The organism is Arthrobacter sp. B0490 (assembly GCF_002929355.1).
In the GTDB taxonomy this organism is placed as follows: domain Bacteria; phylum Actinomycetota; class Actinomycetes; order Actinomycetales; family Micrococcaceae; genus Arthrobacter_D.
This window is the reverse complement of sequence record NZ_PJIR01000003.1, coordinates 430871-445831: the sequence shown is the minus strand read 5'-3', so window position 1 is coordinate 445831 and position 14961 is coordinate 430871. Positions and strand designations below refer to the sequence as shown.

Genomic DNA, 14961 nt, shown 5'->3' with positions numbered 1-14961 from the left:
GGTCCCGGACGTAGACTGGCCCGCGGTGCGCCCGGCAGCCCGGGCGACGGACCGGCAGCGAAGGGGACGCATGGGACGGGTCATCTCGGTCTCGGACAGCACGGTGGTCGCGCGGCCGCCGGAAGCGCTCTACGCCATGGTCAGCGATGTGACGAGGATGGGCGAGTGGAGCCCTGAGAACAGGGGAGCCGTGCTGGCGGGCGGGGACGGCCGCGTCACGGTCGGCACGGTGTTCGACGGCGCCAACACGCGCGGGCGCGTCAGCTGGACCACGCGCTGCACCGTGACGGTCGCCGAGCCCGGCCGGGAGTTCGCCTTCCGCGTGCACGCCATCGGTGGCGCGAAGCGACGGGTCCCGGCCCGCATCGCGACCTGGCGGTACACCTTCGAGGAGCTCGACGGCGGGACCCTCGTCACCGAGACGTGGACCGACGACCGCCCCTGGCACGACGCCGCCGCGCGGGCGTTCGACTACGTGGCGACCGGCGGGACCACCTTCGCGGCGTTCCAGCGCGGGAACATCCGGCGCACGCTGCGCAACCTCAAGGCGGCGGCCGAGGCCGGACCGCCCCGGCGCGGCCGCTAGTCCCGGATCCGCACGGCCGTCTCCCGCAGGTACAGGTCCACCCGGGTGTAGGCGTCGCGCGTGAGGGCCTTCCAGAGTTCGACGGCGAGCCGGGGGTCGTCCTTCTCCACGGTCCTGATGGCCTGGGCGGTGAGCACCTTGACGTGGACGTCCTCGAGCGCCTTGACCGTCGTCTCCTGCCGGTCGTCGCTGCCGAGGGCGAGTTCGCCGAACGTCATCCCGGCGCTCAGGGTGGTCAGCTTGAGGCGCTCGCCGGTGGGTCCGGGGACCGACGTGGCGATCTTGCCCGAGAGGATGAAGAACACGCCGCCGAACGTCTGCCCGACGCGCCGCACCACGTGGCCCTTCTCGTAGGTGCGGTCCTCCATGTGCGCCGTCAGGGCCTCGACGTCCTCGTCGGAGAGCGGGTTGAGCGCGGGGCACTGGGCCACGTCCACCGTCGAGGGGAGGAGGAGGTCCCCGCCGTAACGGGTGATGAGCTCGTTCTCGCACCACTCGACGGCGGCGGTGCGGGTGTCGAAGGTCGGGACGGGCCGGTCGACGTCCCGGAAGGTCTCCGCGAGCGTTCCCTCGCCGTCGATCAGCACGAGGTCGCAGTCCACCTTCGTGAGGTTCTCCCGCACCTCGCCGAGCAGGCGGAGGGAGACGTCGGCGACCTCGTCGACGCGGCGCAGGTCCAGGATCACGAAATCGACGTCGTCGTCGAGTCCGCTCAGCTCACGCACCATGGACTCGGTGCCCGCGAACAGGAGGTCGCCGTTGAGCTCGATCACCATCGCCTGGTTCCCGTGCTCGCGCAGCACGTCCATCGCCTCGTCCGTGCGCCGGATGCCCGACGGCGCGGCGAGGATGTCGTAGGTGGCGCGAATGGCGGACCGGCCGGCCCGCGCCGCGCGCACGAAGTGCAGCTCCATGTCGCGGGACATGCGCTGGCTCGTGGCCATGCCGCGCACGCTGCTGCCGTGCTCGTCGAGCGGGGGCGAGTAGACCGCGAGCCCCACCTGTCCGGGCAGGACGGCGATGGTGCCGCCGCCCACGCCGCTCTTGGCCGGCATGCCCACGGTGCTGATCCACGATCCGGCGTCGTCGTACATCCCGCACGTGGTCATCACCGAGAGGACCCGCTCGACGGCCAGGAGATCCATGGCCTCGACCCCGGTCAGCGGGTTGCGTCCCGAGTTCGCGAGCGTGGCCGCCATGACGGAGAGGTCCATGCAGTTGACCATCACGGAGCATTGCCGGAAGTAGTCCTCGATGACCGGCGTGGGATCGTCCTCGATGATGCCGAAGGACCGCAGCAGGTGGGCCAGTGCGCGGTTGCGGTGGCCGTGGTCCAGTTCGGACCTGAAGATCTCCTCGTCGACGCCGAGCTGGCGTCCGGCGAAGTGCGAGTAGGTGCTGAGGATGCGCTTGAAGCGCCGGTTCCCGCCGCGCGACTGGACGAGGGACGTGGCCGTCAGCGCGCCGGCGTTGATCATCGCGTTGGAGGGGCGGCCGGTGCCCGGTGCGAGGGAGATCTCGTTGAACGAGTCGCCCGACGGCTCCACGTCCACCTTGGCGTCGACGGCGTCCATGCCGAGGTCGGAGAGCGCCAGGCCGTAGGTGAAGGGCTTGGAGATGGACTGGATGGTGAATTCCTCGCGCGTGTCGCCCACCTCGTACATGTACCCGTCCACGGTGGTCAGGCAGATGCCGAAGTTGTCCGGGTTCACGTTCGCCATGGCGGGGATGGTGCTGTACGGCTTGCCGTCGCGCAGATCCGAGATCTCCCGGTGGATGGTCCGCAGGTAGCTCTCGATCGGTGATTCCATGCTCTCCACCCTACGGGGCGGAGAGCGACCGCCCGACGGCCGTCGGCGCGTGCCCGGCGGCACCGCCCGGCGCGTGGTCGGTGCAGGGTCGGTGCAGGGTCAGCGCGTCGCCAGCGTGTGCCGGACGGACAGCACGAAGAGCTGGGCGACAGCGGTCGCGACGCCGGTCAGCAGGAGAACGGGCGCCGCCGCCGCCGTGTAGTTGTACCAGGGGTTGATGTAGCCCCCGCCCGGCTGCCCCGAGGTCATGGCCTCCATGTACTGCTGCTCGTAGAGCATCGGCGCCGCCAGGAAGAACACCCCGAGCGCCACGAGGGCGCCCGCGAGGATCCACAGCCACCGGTCGTACGGGTTGCGGGGCACCGCTTCGTCCTGCCGGGGAAGGCCCTGGGGCGCCACCTCGCGGATGGCCGAGGGTTCCACGGGCCGCTCCGGCTCGTGCGGCAGGGCAGGGGCCGGCGGCGCGGGCGACTCCATGCGCGAGACCGCCTCGGTGGCACCGCCGCGCTGGTAGATCCCCTCGTAGCGCGGGTCGTAGGTGGACTGCATGCGCTCGCTGCTCATCGGTTTCCTCCCCCTGGACGGACGAATGCTCCCTAGTAAAGCACGGTGCCGCCTCCGGACAGCATGATGCAATGGAGGTCCGGCCGCAGGGGACTGCGGCACGAACGACGATCGGACGCAGCGATGCCACGCCCAGCCACGCGCACCGGGACGAGCGCCCCGCGCCTGTCCCTCCGGGCCCCGCAGGGCGTGACCCGGGTGGACGACCCGCACCTGCTCGACGGAGACCACCGGGAGGGCGAGCACTACGAGCGGCTGGACCTCGACGGCGAGGAGCTCGCCGGCATCACGCTGCAGGAGTGCGTGTTCGAGGGGGTCTCGCTCGACGGCACCGACCTGCGCGGTGCGCGCGTCGTCGAGTGCGCCTTCGAGGATCTCTTCGCACCGGTGTTCCGCGCCCCCCGCAGCAGCTGGCGGGAGACGTCGTTGCGCAGTACGCGGTGGGGATCGGCGGAGCTCTACGACAGCCGGCTCGACGGCGTCCACCTCGACGGCGGGAAGCTCGACTACGTGAACCTCCGCGGCGCGCGGCTGACGGACGTCCTCGTGAGCGGCTGCATCATCGGTGAACTGGACCTCACCGGGGTGAGGGCGACACGGCTCGCGCTGGCGGACTGCACCATCGGGACGCTCACGCTCGACGGCGCGCAGATCCGGGACACGGACCTCCGTACCAGCAGCTTCCGCGCCCTCCAGGGGCTCGACGGGCTGCGCGGTGCAACGATCGACGAGTACCAGCTGCAGCTGCTGGCGCCCTTCCTCGCGGACAGCATGGGGCTGCGCGTCGACGGCTGACCCGTCGGGAGCCGGCCGTCAGGGCTCGCGCGGCGTCCCGGCCCCCGGATAGCCCGGGCCCGCGGGATGCGGCACGCCCGGGGGATGACCGGGACCGTCCGGGTGGGCGGGACCGGCGGGGTGGCGGTCGGCGCTGTAGTCCCGGTCGGCAGCGGCGGGACCGCCCGACGGCACGCCGCCGGACTGCCCACCGGACTGCCCGGCAGGAGCGGCTCCGGGGCCGGCCGCGGGACCTGCCGGCCGTCGACCAGGACCCGTGGCGGGAGCAGCTGCAGGAGGGCTGAGGGGCTGGACGGGCTGGGCCTGCGTCGGCTCGGGCTTCCGCGAGCGCGTCCGCGTCCACGGCGGCACGGCCGGGTCCGTCGGCGGGAGTGCGGAGTGGGCGCCGCGAGGGCGGTACGCATACCCGTCGGCGAAGGGCTGCCCGGGGAACGCGGCGGCCGGCGCGAAGACCGGCTGCGGAGCGACGGTGCGCGTGCGCGCGATGCCCCGACGGTCCGCGAGGCGAACGATGACGACGGCGGTGACCGCCATGGTGAGGGCCGAGACGACCAGTCCACTCACCGACCCCTCGGTGGAGTTCACGTCCACCAGCCCGAAGGCACCGAGCACGAAGATGGTCATGTTGTTGATCGCGTGCACGGCGATCGCCGCCTCGAGCCCGCCCGTGCGCCAGGTGATCCAGCCGGCGAAGACGGCGAAGAGCGCGACGTCGGCCTGGCCGAGGGGGTCGTAGCCGTGGCCGAGGACGAACAGGGGCACGGGGAGGAGGATCGCGAAGGCCGGGTGCTTCAGCCAGCTGCCGATGGCCTGCATCAGGAAGCCCCGGAAGACGTACTCCTCGGCCGCGGCCTGGAAGGGGACGGCGAGGAGGGACAGGGCCAGCATGATGACGAGGATCGAGGTGTCCTGCTGCGCCGGTGCGGCGGCGACGTCCTCGGGGAAGAAGAACCCGATGCCCGTCGAGACGGCGAGGCTCGCCAGGAAGACGGCCAGGGCGGCGGCCGTGCAGACCGCGAGCCAGGTCCAGCGGATCCGGCCGGCCACGGAGGAGAGCAGGCCGAGGGGCTTCGGCCCCATGATCAGCGCCGCGAGTGCGAGCGCCGGGATCATCAGGATCAGCGACACCAGCGTGAAGGCGAACATCACCGGGTTGCTGAGGTCCAGGACCGTCAGGGCGTCCAGGTACGGGTCGACGCCGGTGGGCGAGAGGGTGGCGACACCCAGGCCCGCCACGACCACCACGAGGACGAAGACGACGTAGAACACGAAACCGAGCAGAGCCGTGAGGAGCGGTTTCCACCAGCGGTGCCATGGCCACGAGAGGGCCAGCCGGTGGAACTCGTACTGAGGGTCGACCTGTTGCATGGGTCTACCGTAGTGCGGATTCCTCGGTACTCTCTGCGACGCTTCCCGCGCGGTCCTGCCGGTGGCGCAGGTGCCCGAGGAGGGTGACGACGGCGGAGAGCAGTGCGGACACCGCCACGCCGAGCCAGAGGCCCACCGAGAGGGCCAGGGCCCCCACCACGGCACCGGCCATGATCAGCACGATCGCCGCGGCGCGGCGTGCCCAGAACGGGCTCTTGCCGCCGGCGAGGCGGGAGTCGGAGGCGAGCCCGGTGATCGTCGAGGTCACCACGACGGTCGTGATCTCGGCGACCTTGAGGCGCTTCGCCGTCGCGGCCTGGATGCCCATCGTCGTCGCGAGCACCGACGTCGTGATGCTGCCGAGGACCTCCGCGGCATGCACGTCGACCAGTGCGACGTACACCGCGAGCGCCGTCAGCCCAACGGTCACCGCGAGGAGGGTGCTCGAGGTGCGGCCGGACCATCCCTCGGGGCCCTTCCGCAGCACCCGGCCCGCGAGGGCCGCACCCACCATGAAGAAGACGAGGGCGAGGGCGGGCCTGAGGATCGGGAGTTCGGCGCCGCCGGCGAAGGCCATGCCGAGGAGGACGACGTTGCCGGTCATGTTGCCCGTGAAAACGCGGTCGAGGCCGAGATAGCCCACGGCGTCGATCACGCCCGTGGAGAACGTGAGCACGAGCATGAGCCACAGATGCAGGCGGTCCGTGGCCACCCGATTCTTCTTCACCATGTTTTCCTTCGGTAACAGTCTTGAAACGAATGTATACGAAGCTTATCGTCGTAGCGGTGATTGTATTCAATAACACAGCGAATGCAGACCGCGATGCAGAAGCAGTTCCGTCCGCCCGTTCGTGAGGAACCCCATGCAGCAGCACCCGCAGCATCCCCAGCAGAGGCCCATGCACCGCCGCCGGCACGGCAGGGCGGCGGGACTGCTCACCGCGGCCACGCTCGCCCTGACCGCCCTGACCGCCCTGACCGCGTGCCAGCCCGTCCAGCCGCTGCCGGCCGCGCCCGTCCGCGACGACGTGACGAGCGTCCCCCTGACGGGCGCCGCGATCCGTGAGGGAGGGGACCTCGTCATGGCGCTCTCCGCCGAGCCGGACCGCCTCGACCCGACGACGTCGTCGTCCCTCTACACGCGGTACGTCATGCAGACCATGTGCCAGAAGCTCTACGACATCGACGCCGAGGGCGAGCTCGTCCCGCAGCTGGCCACGGCCCTCCCGGAGATCTCGGAGGACGGCCTGACCGTCACCATCCCCGTGCGCACCGACGCGGTGTTCGCGGACGGGGAACCCTTCGACGCGGAGGCGGTGCGGGCGACCCTCGAGCGCCATCTCACCCTCGAGGGCTCCACCCGCAAGAGCGAACTCGGGCCGATCAGCGCCATCCGCGCGGTGGGTGCCGACCGGGTGCGGATCAGCTACGAGAAGCCCTTCGCGCCCCTCGCCGCGGCCCTCGCCGACCGCGCCGGCATGATGCTCTCGCCGAAAGCCATCGCGGAGCAGGGTGCCGACTTCGGCAGCAGCCCGGTGTGCGTGGGGCCGTTCAAGTTCGTCGACCGCGTACCGCAGACGTCCATCACCGTCGAGCGCGACCCGCTCTACTACGACGCCGACGACGTGCACCTCGACACCATCACCTACCGGATCATCACGGACGCGAACATCCGGGCCGCGAACCTGCGCTCCGGCGACGTGCAGGTGGCCGACACCATCTCGCCGCAGGACATCGACGCCCTGCTCCAGGAGGAGGGCGTCGGCGTGCTGCAGGTCGGCTCGCTCGGCTACCAGGGGCTCACCGTGAACGTGGGCAACACCGCCGGCGTCGGGGAGCCGCCGGGCACCATCGACACGCCGCTCGCGCAGGAGCGGGCGATCCGCATGGCCCTGTCCATGTCCATCGACCGCGAGGCCCTCGTGAACACCGTGTTCAACAGCTGGTTCGAACCCGCGTGCTCGCCCATCTCACCCGACAGCCCGTACGCCTCCGCCCTGAGCGAGGCCTGCCCGCCGTACGACCCGGAGGGGGCGAGGAAGCTGCTCGCGGACGCCGGCGTCGAGACGCCGTACCCCATCGAGATGCAGGTGACCAACACCCCCGACACCCTCCGCTACGGGCAGGCGCTGCAGGCGGCCGTCGCTGACGGCGGCTTCGACCTCACCGTGGTGCCGGTCGAGTACTCGACCCTCCTCGACGTGCAGTCCCAGGGCGACTTCGAGGCCCTCCAGCTCGGCTGGTCCGGGCGCATCGACCCGCACGGCAACATGTTCAACTTCCTCTCGACCGGCGGCGGCAACAACTACTCCGGCTACAGCAACCCCGCGGTGGACGAGCTGCTGACCGGCGCCGCACAGATCAACGACGTCGGTGAGCGCGCGGCACTCTACGGCCGGGCCGTGGAGCTCGTGCAGCAGGACAACCCCCTCATCTACCTGTACCGGCAGCGGAGCCTCACCGCCTACAGCACGGACATCGCCGGCGTGGAGACCTTCGCCGACGGCGTCGTGCACCTCAGCAACGCCGCCTTCATCGAGCCATCCTCCGAGAGCGAGAACTGACATGGGCCGCTATCTCCTCACCAAGCTCTGGCAGTCGGCCGTCACGCTGGTCCTCGCGTCCATCGTGGTCTTCGTCGGGGTGCGCCAGCTGCCCGGCGACCCAGCCCTCGCCATGGCGGGGGAGGAGGCGACCCCCGAGCAGCTCGCCGCCGTGCGCGCCGAGATGGGGCTCGACCAGCCCCTCGTGACCCAGTACTTCGCCTTCGTGCGCAACATGTTCCGCGGCGACTTCGGCGAGTCCACCCGGACGGGCACCCCGGTCACGGAGCTGATCGCGACCACCCTGCCGGTCACGCTCTGGCTCTCCGCGTACGCGATCGTCGTGGCGATCGTCGTCGGGATCCTGTTCGGCGTGATCGCCGAACGGTTCCGGGGACGCTGGCCCGAGTGGGTCGCGAACGCCTTCGCCCTCATCGGTCTCTCGGTGCCCAACTTCTGGCTCGGCATCCTCGCCATCCTGTACCTGGCCGTCAGCCTGGGCTGGTTCCCCGCCTCCGGCTACGTCGACGTGCTCTCCGATCCGCTCCGGGGCCTCTACTACCTGACGCTGCCCGCCCTGATCCTCGGCACCGGGCTCGCCGCCGTCATCATGCGCCAGACCCGGGCGTCGATGATCGAGACCATGACCACCGACTACGTCCGGACGGCCCGCGCGAAGGGCCTCGGCCGCGGCCGCGTGCTGATGCGCTACGGGCTGCGGAACTCGCTCATCGTCGTCGTGACCATCGTGGGCCTGCAGCTCGGCGGGCTCATCTCGGGAGCCGTGGTGACGGAGCGCATCTTCGCGCTGCCGGGGTTCGGGAAGCTCACCCTCGACGCCGTCTTCACGCGCGACTATCCCGTCATCCAGGCGGTGGTGCTGATCATCACCGTCAGCTACATCCTCATCAACCTCGCCGTGGACGTCCTGTACTCGGTGGTCAATCCCAAGATCCGCGTCGGAGGAGCCAACTGATGGCCGTCGAAACACTGACCCCGGGAGCGGGCGGGTCGGGGCTCGGCTCCGGCCGGGGGCGCATCCTGTCCTCCCTGCGCTCGAACCCGCTCGGCATCACCGGCGGCATCCTGCTCGTGGTCGTGGTGCTGGCGGCGCTCCTCGCGCCGGTCCTCGCGCCCTACCCGCCCACCGAGGTGCACTTCGACACCCCGTTCCAGCGGCCCCTCACGGAGGGCTTCCCGCTCGGCACCGACGACCTCGGTCGGGACATCCTCTCGCGCCTGCTGTTCGGCATCCAGACCTCCCTGCAGGTCGGCGTGCTGTCCGTGCTGCTCGCCGTCGTCATCGGGACGCCCCTCGGCCTGCTGGCGGGCTACTCCCGCGGGTTCGACGCCGTCATCTCCCGCCTCACCGACGTCACCCTCGCGTTCCCGTTCCTGATCATCGCCGTCGGCCTCGCAGCGATCAGCGGCCCGAGCCTCGGCAATGCCGCGATCGCGCTCGGCATCGCGCAGATCCCCACCATGATCCGGGTGGTGCGGGGTGAGACCCTGCGCATCAAGGAGAGCGACTTCGTGCTCGGTGCCCGCACCATGGACGCCTCACCGACGTGGATCATGCTGCGGCACGTCCTGCCGAACGCCACGTCGGCCATCATCGTGCAGGCTACGGTGATCATGCCGGTCGCGGTGATCGGCGAGGCACTGCTGTCCTTCCTCGGGCTCGGCATCCAGCCACCCACACCGAGCCTCGGCATCATGCTCTCCGACGCCCAGCAGTACCTCTTCCGCGCACCCAGCGCGGCGATCTTCCCGGGCATCGCGATCGCCCTGATCTGCCTCGCCTTCAACCTGTTCGGGGACGCCCTGCGCGACGCCTTCGACCCGACGAACACCAGCCGAAAGGGACAACGATGACGTACACACCCCCTCCCTCCTTCACCACCCGACCCACCCTCCAGGGCACCTTCGGCATGACCGCCTCGACGCACTGGCTGGCCACCGCCTCCGCGCAGGCCGTCCTCGAGCGCGGCGGCAACGCCTTCGACGCCGCCGTCGCCGGGGCGTTCGTCCTGCACGTCGTCGAACCGCACCTCAACGGACCCGGCGGCGACATGACCGGCGTCTTCGCCACGGCGGAGGAGCCGGGCCGGCCGGTCGTCCTCATGGGCCAGGGCCCCGCCCCGGCCGCCGCGACGCGGGAGCACTACCTCGCCGAGGGCCTCGAGCTCGTCCCGGGCGCGGGCGCCCTCGCCGCGGCCGTCCCCGCCGCCGTCGACGCGTGGCTGCTCCTGCTGCGCGACCACGGCACGTGGGAGCTCGAGGACGTCCTGGCGTTCGCGATCGGCTATGCGCGGGACGGTCACCCGATCGTCGGACGCGTGGGGGCGACCATCGCGGCCGTGGCGGACCTCTTCACCGAGCACTGGCCCACGTCCGCGGCCCTCTGGATGCCCAAGGGCAGGCCGCCATGCGAGGGCGAGGTGATCCGGAACGAGGCCTATGCCCGCGTCCTCGGGTCCCTGGTCGGCGCCGCCGGCGACGGCGGGACACGGGCCGAGCGGATCGACGCCGCACGGCTCGAGTGGCGTACGGGGCTCGTCGCGCAGGCCTCCGCCGCGTTCGTGGCGACGCCGCACCGGCATTCCTCCGGGCTGGACCACGCCGGCGTGATCACCGTCGAGGACTTCGCAGGGTTCCGGGCCGGCTACGAGGAGGCCGCGACCCTCGAGTTCCGCGGCCACACCATCGCCAAGACCGGACCGTGGGGGCAGGGCCCCGCCCTGCTGCAGACCCTCGCCATCCTCGACGGGTTCGACGACGACCGGCTCGACCCGTCCACCGCCCTCGGCGCGCATACCATCCTCGAGGCGCAGAAGCTCGCCATCGCCGACCGCGAGGCCTACTACGGCGACGCCGACGTACCCCTGGAGTACCTGCTCTCCGCGGAGTACGCCGCGGAGCGCCGGGCCCTGATCACCGCTGATGCCTCGCTCGAGTTCCGGCCCGGGACCGTCCCCGGCGTGGAGCCCTTCACCCCGCCGCTGCGCACCGACTACACGCCGCCCGCGCTGGTCGGCTCCGGCGGCTTCGCCGGCGTGGGGGAACCCACGGTGTCCCGCAGCGGCGAGACGCGCGGCGACACGTGCCACATCGACGTCGTCGACTCGGCCGGGAACATGGTCTCCGCGACGCCGAGCGGGGGCTGGCTGCAGTCCTCACCGACCATCCCCGAACTCGGTTTCTGCCTCGGCTCGCGGCTCCAGATGACGTGGCTCGAGGAGGGCGCGCCCTCCACGCTGCAGCCCGGCAAGCGGCCCCGCACCACCCTCACCCCCACGCTGATCCTCCGGGACGGGAGACCCGTCGTCGCCCTCGGCTCGCCCGGCGGCGACCAGCAGGACCAGTGGCAGCTGCTCTACATCCTCCGCACGATCGTCGGCGGGTACACGCCGCAGCAGGCCATCGACGCACCGTCCCTGCACACCACGTCCATCCCCGGATCCTTCTGGCCGCGCACCTGGGAACCGGGCGGCGCCGTCGTCGAGGACCGGCTGGGCGAGGACGTCATCGCGGACCTCGAACGCCGGGGCCATGCCGTGACACGGGCGGGGGACTGGTCCCTCGGGCGCCTCTCCTCCGTCTCCAAGGACCACGACACCGGCGTGCTCTCGGCCGCCGCCAACCCGCGAGGAGCACAGGGCTATGCTGCAGGACGCTGAGAACATCCTGGAGGTCACCGACCTGGAGGTGACCTTCGGCGGGACCCCCGTCCTGCACCGCATCGGCTTCTCGATGCGGCGCGGCGAGCGCGTGGCCATCGTGGGCCAGTCGGGCTCCGGCAAGTCGACGGCGATCGGTGCGATCCTGCGCCTGCTGCCCGGCAGCGGACGCATCTCGCACGGGTCCATCGTGCTCGGCGCCGGACGCACGCGGGGCGACGTCGAGGACCTCGCCACGGCGTCCGAGCCCGTGCTGCGGACCATCCGCGGCCAGCGCGTGGCGCTGGTCCCGCAGGACCCGATGTCCAACCTGAACCCGGCCATGAAGATCGGCCCGCAGGTCGCCGACGCGATCGTGGCGAGCCTGCGAGGCGAGGCGAAGCCCGACCGCGCCGAGGTGCGCAAGCGGGCCGTCGCCCTCCTGTCCGAGGCGGGCATCCCGGACGCCGACCGCCGCTACGGGCAGTACCCCCACGAGTTCTCGGGCGGCATGCGGCAGCGCGTCCTCATCGCCATCGCCCTCGCGGGGGAGCCCGAGCTGCTCATCGCGGACGAGCCGACCTCCGCGCTCGACGTCACCGTCCAGCGGCAGATCCTCAACCACCTGCAGTCGCTCGTGGACGCGCGCGGCACCTCGCTGCTGTTCATCACGCACGACCTCGGGCTCGCCGCCGACCGGACGGACCGCATCATCGTGATGTCGGAGGGCCGCATCGTCGAGGTGGGGACACCCCGCCAGATCCTGCTCGACCCGCAGGAGGAGTACACGCAGCGGCTCGTCGCCGCCGCCCCGTCCGTGGCGGCGGTGCTCGACTCGGAACCGCTGGCGGGCACCCTCCCGGACGCCGGGAAGGTGCCCGCCCCGCCGATCCTCGTGGTCGAGAACCTCGTCAAGGAGTTCGCCCTCCGCGGCCAGCGCGGCAGCACGGTCCGCGCCGTGAACGACGTCTCCTTCGCGGTGGAACGGGGCACGACGACGGCGGTCGTCGGCGAGTCCGGCTCCGGCAAGACGACGGTGGCGCGCATCATCCTCGGGCTGGAGACGGCGTCGTCGGGGCAGGCCCTGATCGACGGCGAGTCCCTCACGACCACGCGCGGCGCCCAGCGCCGGGCGCTCCGCCGGAAGGTGCAGCCCGTGTTCCAGGACCCCTACGGCTCCCTCGACCCGACCTACAGCATCGAGCGCCTGATCGACGAGCCGCTGCGCATCTTCGGCGTCGGGGACCGCCGGGGCCGCCAGGCGAGGGTCGGCGAGCTCCTGGACCAGGTGGCCCTGCCCCGCTCCGTGGCGCAGCGCCGGCCGAACGAGCTCTCGGGCGGCCAGCGGCAGCGCGTGGCCATCGCCCGGGCGCTCGCCCTCGAACCGGAGCTGCTGATCTGCGACGAGGCGGTGTCCGCACTGGACGTGCTCGTGCAGGACCAGATCCTGGGGCTGCTCGCCGACCTGCAGGATAGGCTCGGACTCACCTACCTCTTCATCACGCACGACCTCTCGGTGGTGCGGCAGATCGCGTCCACCGTGGTCGTGATGAAGTCGGGCGACGTCGTCGAGAGCGGTTCGGTGGACGACGTCTTCAACCGCCCACGGGCCGAGTACACGAAGGAACTTCTTGGAGCGATCCCCGGTGCGGCCTTCGCGGCCTGAGACGGACGCGGCGGCCCCGCAGCGCGTCCTCGACGCGCTCCGACGCGACATCATCCTCGGCGCGCTGCGCCCCGGGGCCCGCGTGACGGAGGCGGCGCTCGCCGCGACGTACGGCGTCTCGCGCATCCCGGTGCGGGAGGCGCTGCGCGCCCTCGAGGCGGAGGGGTTCGTCGAGTCGAAGCCCTACGCGGGCTCCACGGTCGCGAAGATCCCGCTCGACGACGCGGAGGACCTGTTCGCCGTCCGCGGGGTCATCGAGGCCACGATCGCACGCCGCGCGGCGCTGCGGGCGGCGGCGCACTTCACCGGCGAGGCGCCCAGCACCGAGTGGTGGACTGCCCGCCGGGCGCTGGCGGCCATCCTCGACGACGGCGACCGCGCGGTCGCCGCCGACGCCCTCGCGGACCTGCCCGACCTGAACATCCGCTTCCACCTGGGTGTCGCCGAGCTCAGCGGCAGCGCGTCGCTGGCAGCCCTGCTCCGGCAGATCTCGGGCAAGATCGAATGGCTCTACGCGGCCGACGTCGACAACCGCGGCAAGCAGTCATGGGGCGAGCACCGCCTGATCATCGCGGCGATCGACGCCGGCAACGCGGACGAGGCGGACCGCCTGATGGCGGGCCATGTGGGGTCCTCGCAGCGCGGGTACATGGAGCGCTTCGCGGCCCCCGACGGGACCGGGACGGGCGCGGTCGGCGCTACAGGAACGGACGCAGCGGCGCGAGGATGAGTTCGCTGGCGCGCGCCACGAGGTGGCGGCCCTCCCACTCCTCCCGGGTCAGTACGCGGCTGTTGGACGAATCGACGGCGAAGATCGTCTCCATCGTGGCCGCGAGGTCCCGGTCGAAGATCTCGAGGTTGATCTCGTAGTTTCCGGTGAGGCTCAGGCGGTCGATGTTCGCGGTGCCGACCGTGCTCCACTCGCCGTCGATCGTCGCCGTCTTCGCGTGGATCATCGAGTTCTGGTACAGCAGGATCTGCACGCCGGCGTTGATCAGGGACGAGTAGAACCCGCGGGACAACCAGTCCGAGACGACGTGGTTGGAGTCCTCGGGGAGGATCACGCGGACGTCCACGCCGCGGCGGCTCGCCCGCAGGAGGGCGTCGAGGATCTGCCGGTCGGGGATGAAGTAGGCGGTCGTGATGAAGATGTGGTCCTTCGCCCGGTTGATCGCGTCCAGGTAGACGCCCCGGATGGGGAACACGAGGTAGGCGGGGATGTTGTTGACGGCGCGGATGCGCGGTTCCCAGAACGACGCGCTGCGATCCGGCAGTTCGGGCCGAAGCGGCCGGGCCCGGAGGTTCCAGAAGTTGGCGAAGGCCTCGCGGAGCTCCCAGACGGAGGGCCCGCGGATCTCGAGGTGGGTGTCGCGCCACTTCGTCGCGTAGAGCGAGCCGATGTTGTAGCCGCCCACGAAGCCGACCTCGTCGTCGACCACGAGCACCTTGCGGTGGTCGAAGCCGGTCCCGCGGATGTTCGTGAAGACGATCGACGGGCGCAGGACGGGGAAGCGGTAGGCGTTGACGAGCGGGTGGAACCGGTAGAAGAACGGGTTGACCACGAGGTTCGCGAAGCCGTCGTAGATCACGTAGACCTCCACGCCCCGCTCGGCGGCGCGGTTCACGGCATCGCGGAACCGTGCGCCGACGGCGTCGCCCTTCCAGATGTACGTCTCGAGCAGCACCTGGTGCTCGGCCCCGTCGATGGCCGCGATCATGGCGTCGAAGAGGTCCTCGCCGTACGTGTACACCGTGGTGTCCGTGTCGGCGATCCTCGTGCGGAAGGTCCCGGGCTGGGGGAAGCCGGGGCGCCGGGTGCGGCGGCGCTTCTGGTAGGTGTCCACGCCGACGAGCCCGCCGATGACCACGGCCTGCGCGGCGAACAGGGTGACCACGGCGCGCTTCATCGTGACACGGGCGAATCCCAGAACGGTCCGGCGTTTGATCCAGCTCATGGGCCCAGCGTATC

At 71.3% G+C, this 14961-nt stretch carries 13 protein-coding genes; 8 read left to right on the top strand and 5 right to left on the bottom strand.

Going from position 1 to position 14961, the window contains the following annotated elements:
- Window positions 1–70 precede the first annotated feature (70 nt).
- Window positions 71–586, top strand: coding sequence for an SRPBCC family protein (locus CXQ97_RS07525; protein ID WP_104180210.1), 516 nt, complete (start codon window positions 71–73; stop codon window positions 584–586).
- Here CXQ97_RS07525 and glsA read toward each other — a convergent pair.
- Both glsA and CXQ97_RS07515 read right to left on the bottom strand, forming a co-directional pair.
- Window positions 583–2397, bottom strand: coding sequence for a glutaminase A (glsA, locus tag CXQ97_RS07520; protein ID WP_104180209.1), 1815 nt, complete (start codon window positions 2395–2397; stop codon window positions 583–585). The genes CXQ97_RS07525 and glsA overlap by 4 nt on opposite strands.
- 99 nt (window positions 2398–2496) lie before the next feature.
- Window positions 2497–2961, bottom strand: a complete 465-nt coding sequence (locus tag CXQ97_RS07515) for a hypothetical protein (RefSeq protein ID WP_104180208.1) — start codon at window positions 2959–2961, stop codon at window positions 2497–2499.
- A 123-nt stretch (window positions 2962–3084) separates the two neighbouring features.
- Between CXQ97_RS07515 and CXQ97_RS07510 the strand changes: the two genes are divergently transcribed.
- Entirely contained in the window at window positions 3085–3756 is a 672-nt protein-coding gene (locus CXQ97_RS07510; RefSeq protein WP_104180207.1) for a pentapeptide repeat-containing protein, read from the top strand.
- An 18-nt stretch (window positions 3757–3774) separates the two neighbouring features.
- On the opposite strand, the gene CXQ97_RS07505 is transcribed toward CXQ97_RS07510, so the two are convergent.
- Window positions 3775–5124, bottom strand: a complete 1350-nt coding sequence (locus CXQ97_RS07505; protein WP_104180206.1) for a CPBP family intramembrane glutamic endopeptidase — start codon at window positions 5122–5124, stop codon at window positions 3775–3777.
- Between the two features lie 4 nt (window positions 5125–5128).
- Window positions 5129–5854, bottom strand: a complete 726-nt coding sequence (locus tag CXQ97_RS07500; RefSeq protein WP_181035001.1) for a YoaK family protein — start codon at window positions 5852–5854, stop codon at window positions 5129–5131.
- 133 nt (window positions 5855–5987) lie between these two features.
- Here CXQ97_RS07500 and CXQ97_RS07495 point away from each other — a divergent pair, with 133 nt between their 5' ends.
- Genes CXQ97_RS07495 through CXQ97_RS07470 form a run of 6 tightly spaced genes read left to right on the top strand, consistent with a single transcriptional unit; the run spans window position 5988 to window position 13722 of the window.
- Entirely contained in the window at window positions 5988–7688 is a 1701-nt protein-coding gene (locus CXQ97_RS07495; RefSeq protein WP_258062404.1) for an ABC transporter substrate-binding protein, read from the top strand.
- 1 nt (window position 7689) lies between these two features.
- Window positions 7690–8643: an ABC transporter permease gene (locus tag CXQ97_RS07490; RefSeq protein ID WP_104180205.1), complete on the top strand. Its 954-nt coding sequence runs from the start codon at window positions 7690–7692 to the stop codon at window positions 8641–8643.
- Complete coding sequence (locus tag CXQ97_RS07485; RefSeq protein ID WP_104180204.1) at window positions 8643–9542, top strand: ABC transporter permease; 900 nt, start codon at window positions 8643–8645, stop codon at window positions 9540–9542. Before CXQ97_RS07490 ends, CXQ97_RS07485 begins: the two co-directional genes overlap by 1 nt.
- On the top strand, window positions 9539–11347 hold the full coding sequence (locus CXQ97_RS07480) for a gamma-glutamyltransferase family protein (protein ID WP_104180203.1): 1809 nt from the start codon (window positions 9539–9541) through the stop codon (window positions 11345–11347). Before CXQ97_RS07485 ends, CXQ97_RS07480 begins: the two co-directional genes overlap by 4 nt.
- Window positions 11331–12992: an ABC transporter ATP-binding protein gene (locus tag CXQ97_RS07475; protein WP_104180202.1), complete on the top strand. Its 1662-nt coding sequence runs from the start codon at window positions 11331–11333 to the stop codon at window positions 12990–12992. Before CXQ97_RS07480 ends, CXQ97_RS07475 begins: the two co-directional genes overlap by 17 nt.
- On the top strand, window positions 12958–13722 hold the full coding sequence (locus CXQ97_RS07470; protein WP_258062403.1) for a GntR family transcriptional regulator: 765 nt from the start codon (window positions 12958–12960) through the stop codon (window positions 13720–13722). Before CXQ97_RS07475 ends, CXQ97_RS07470 begins: the two co-directional genes overlap by 35 nt.
- On the opposite strand, the gene CXQ97_RS07465 is transcribed toward CXQ97_RS07470, so the two are convergent.
- On the bottom strand, window positions 13691–14947 hold the full coding sequence (locus CXQ97_RS07465) for a phosphatidylserine/phosphatidylglycerophosphate/cardiolipin synthase family protein (RefSeq protein ID WP_104180200.1): 1257 nt from the start codon (window positions 14945–14947) through the stop codon (window positions 13691–13693). The genes CXQ97_RS07470 and CXQ97_RS07465 overlap by 32 nt on opposite strands.
- Between the last annotated feature and the right edge of the window lie 14 nt (window positions 14948–14961).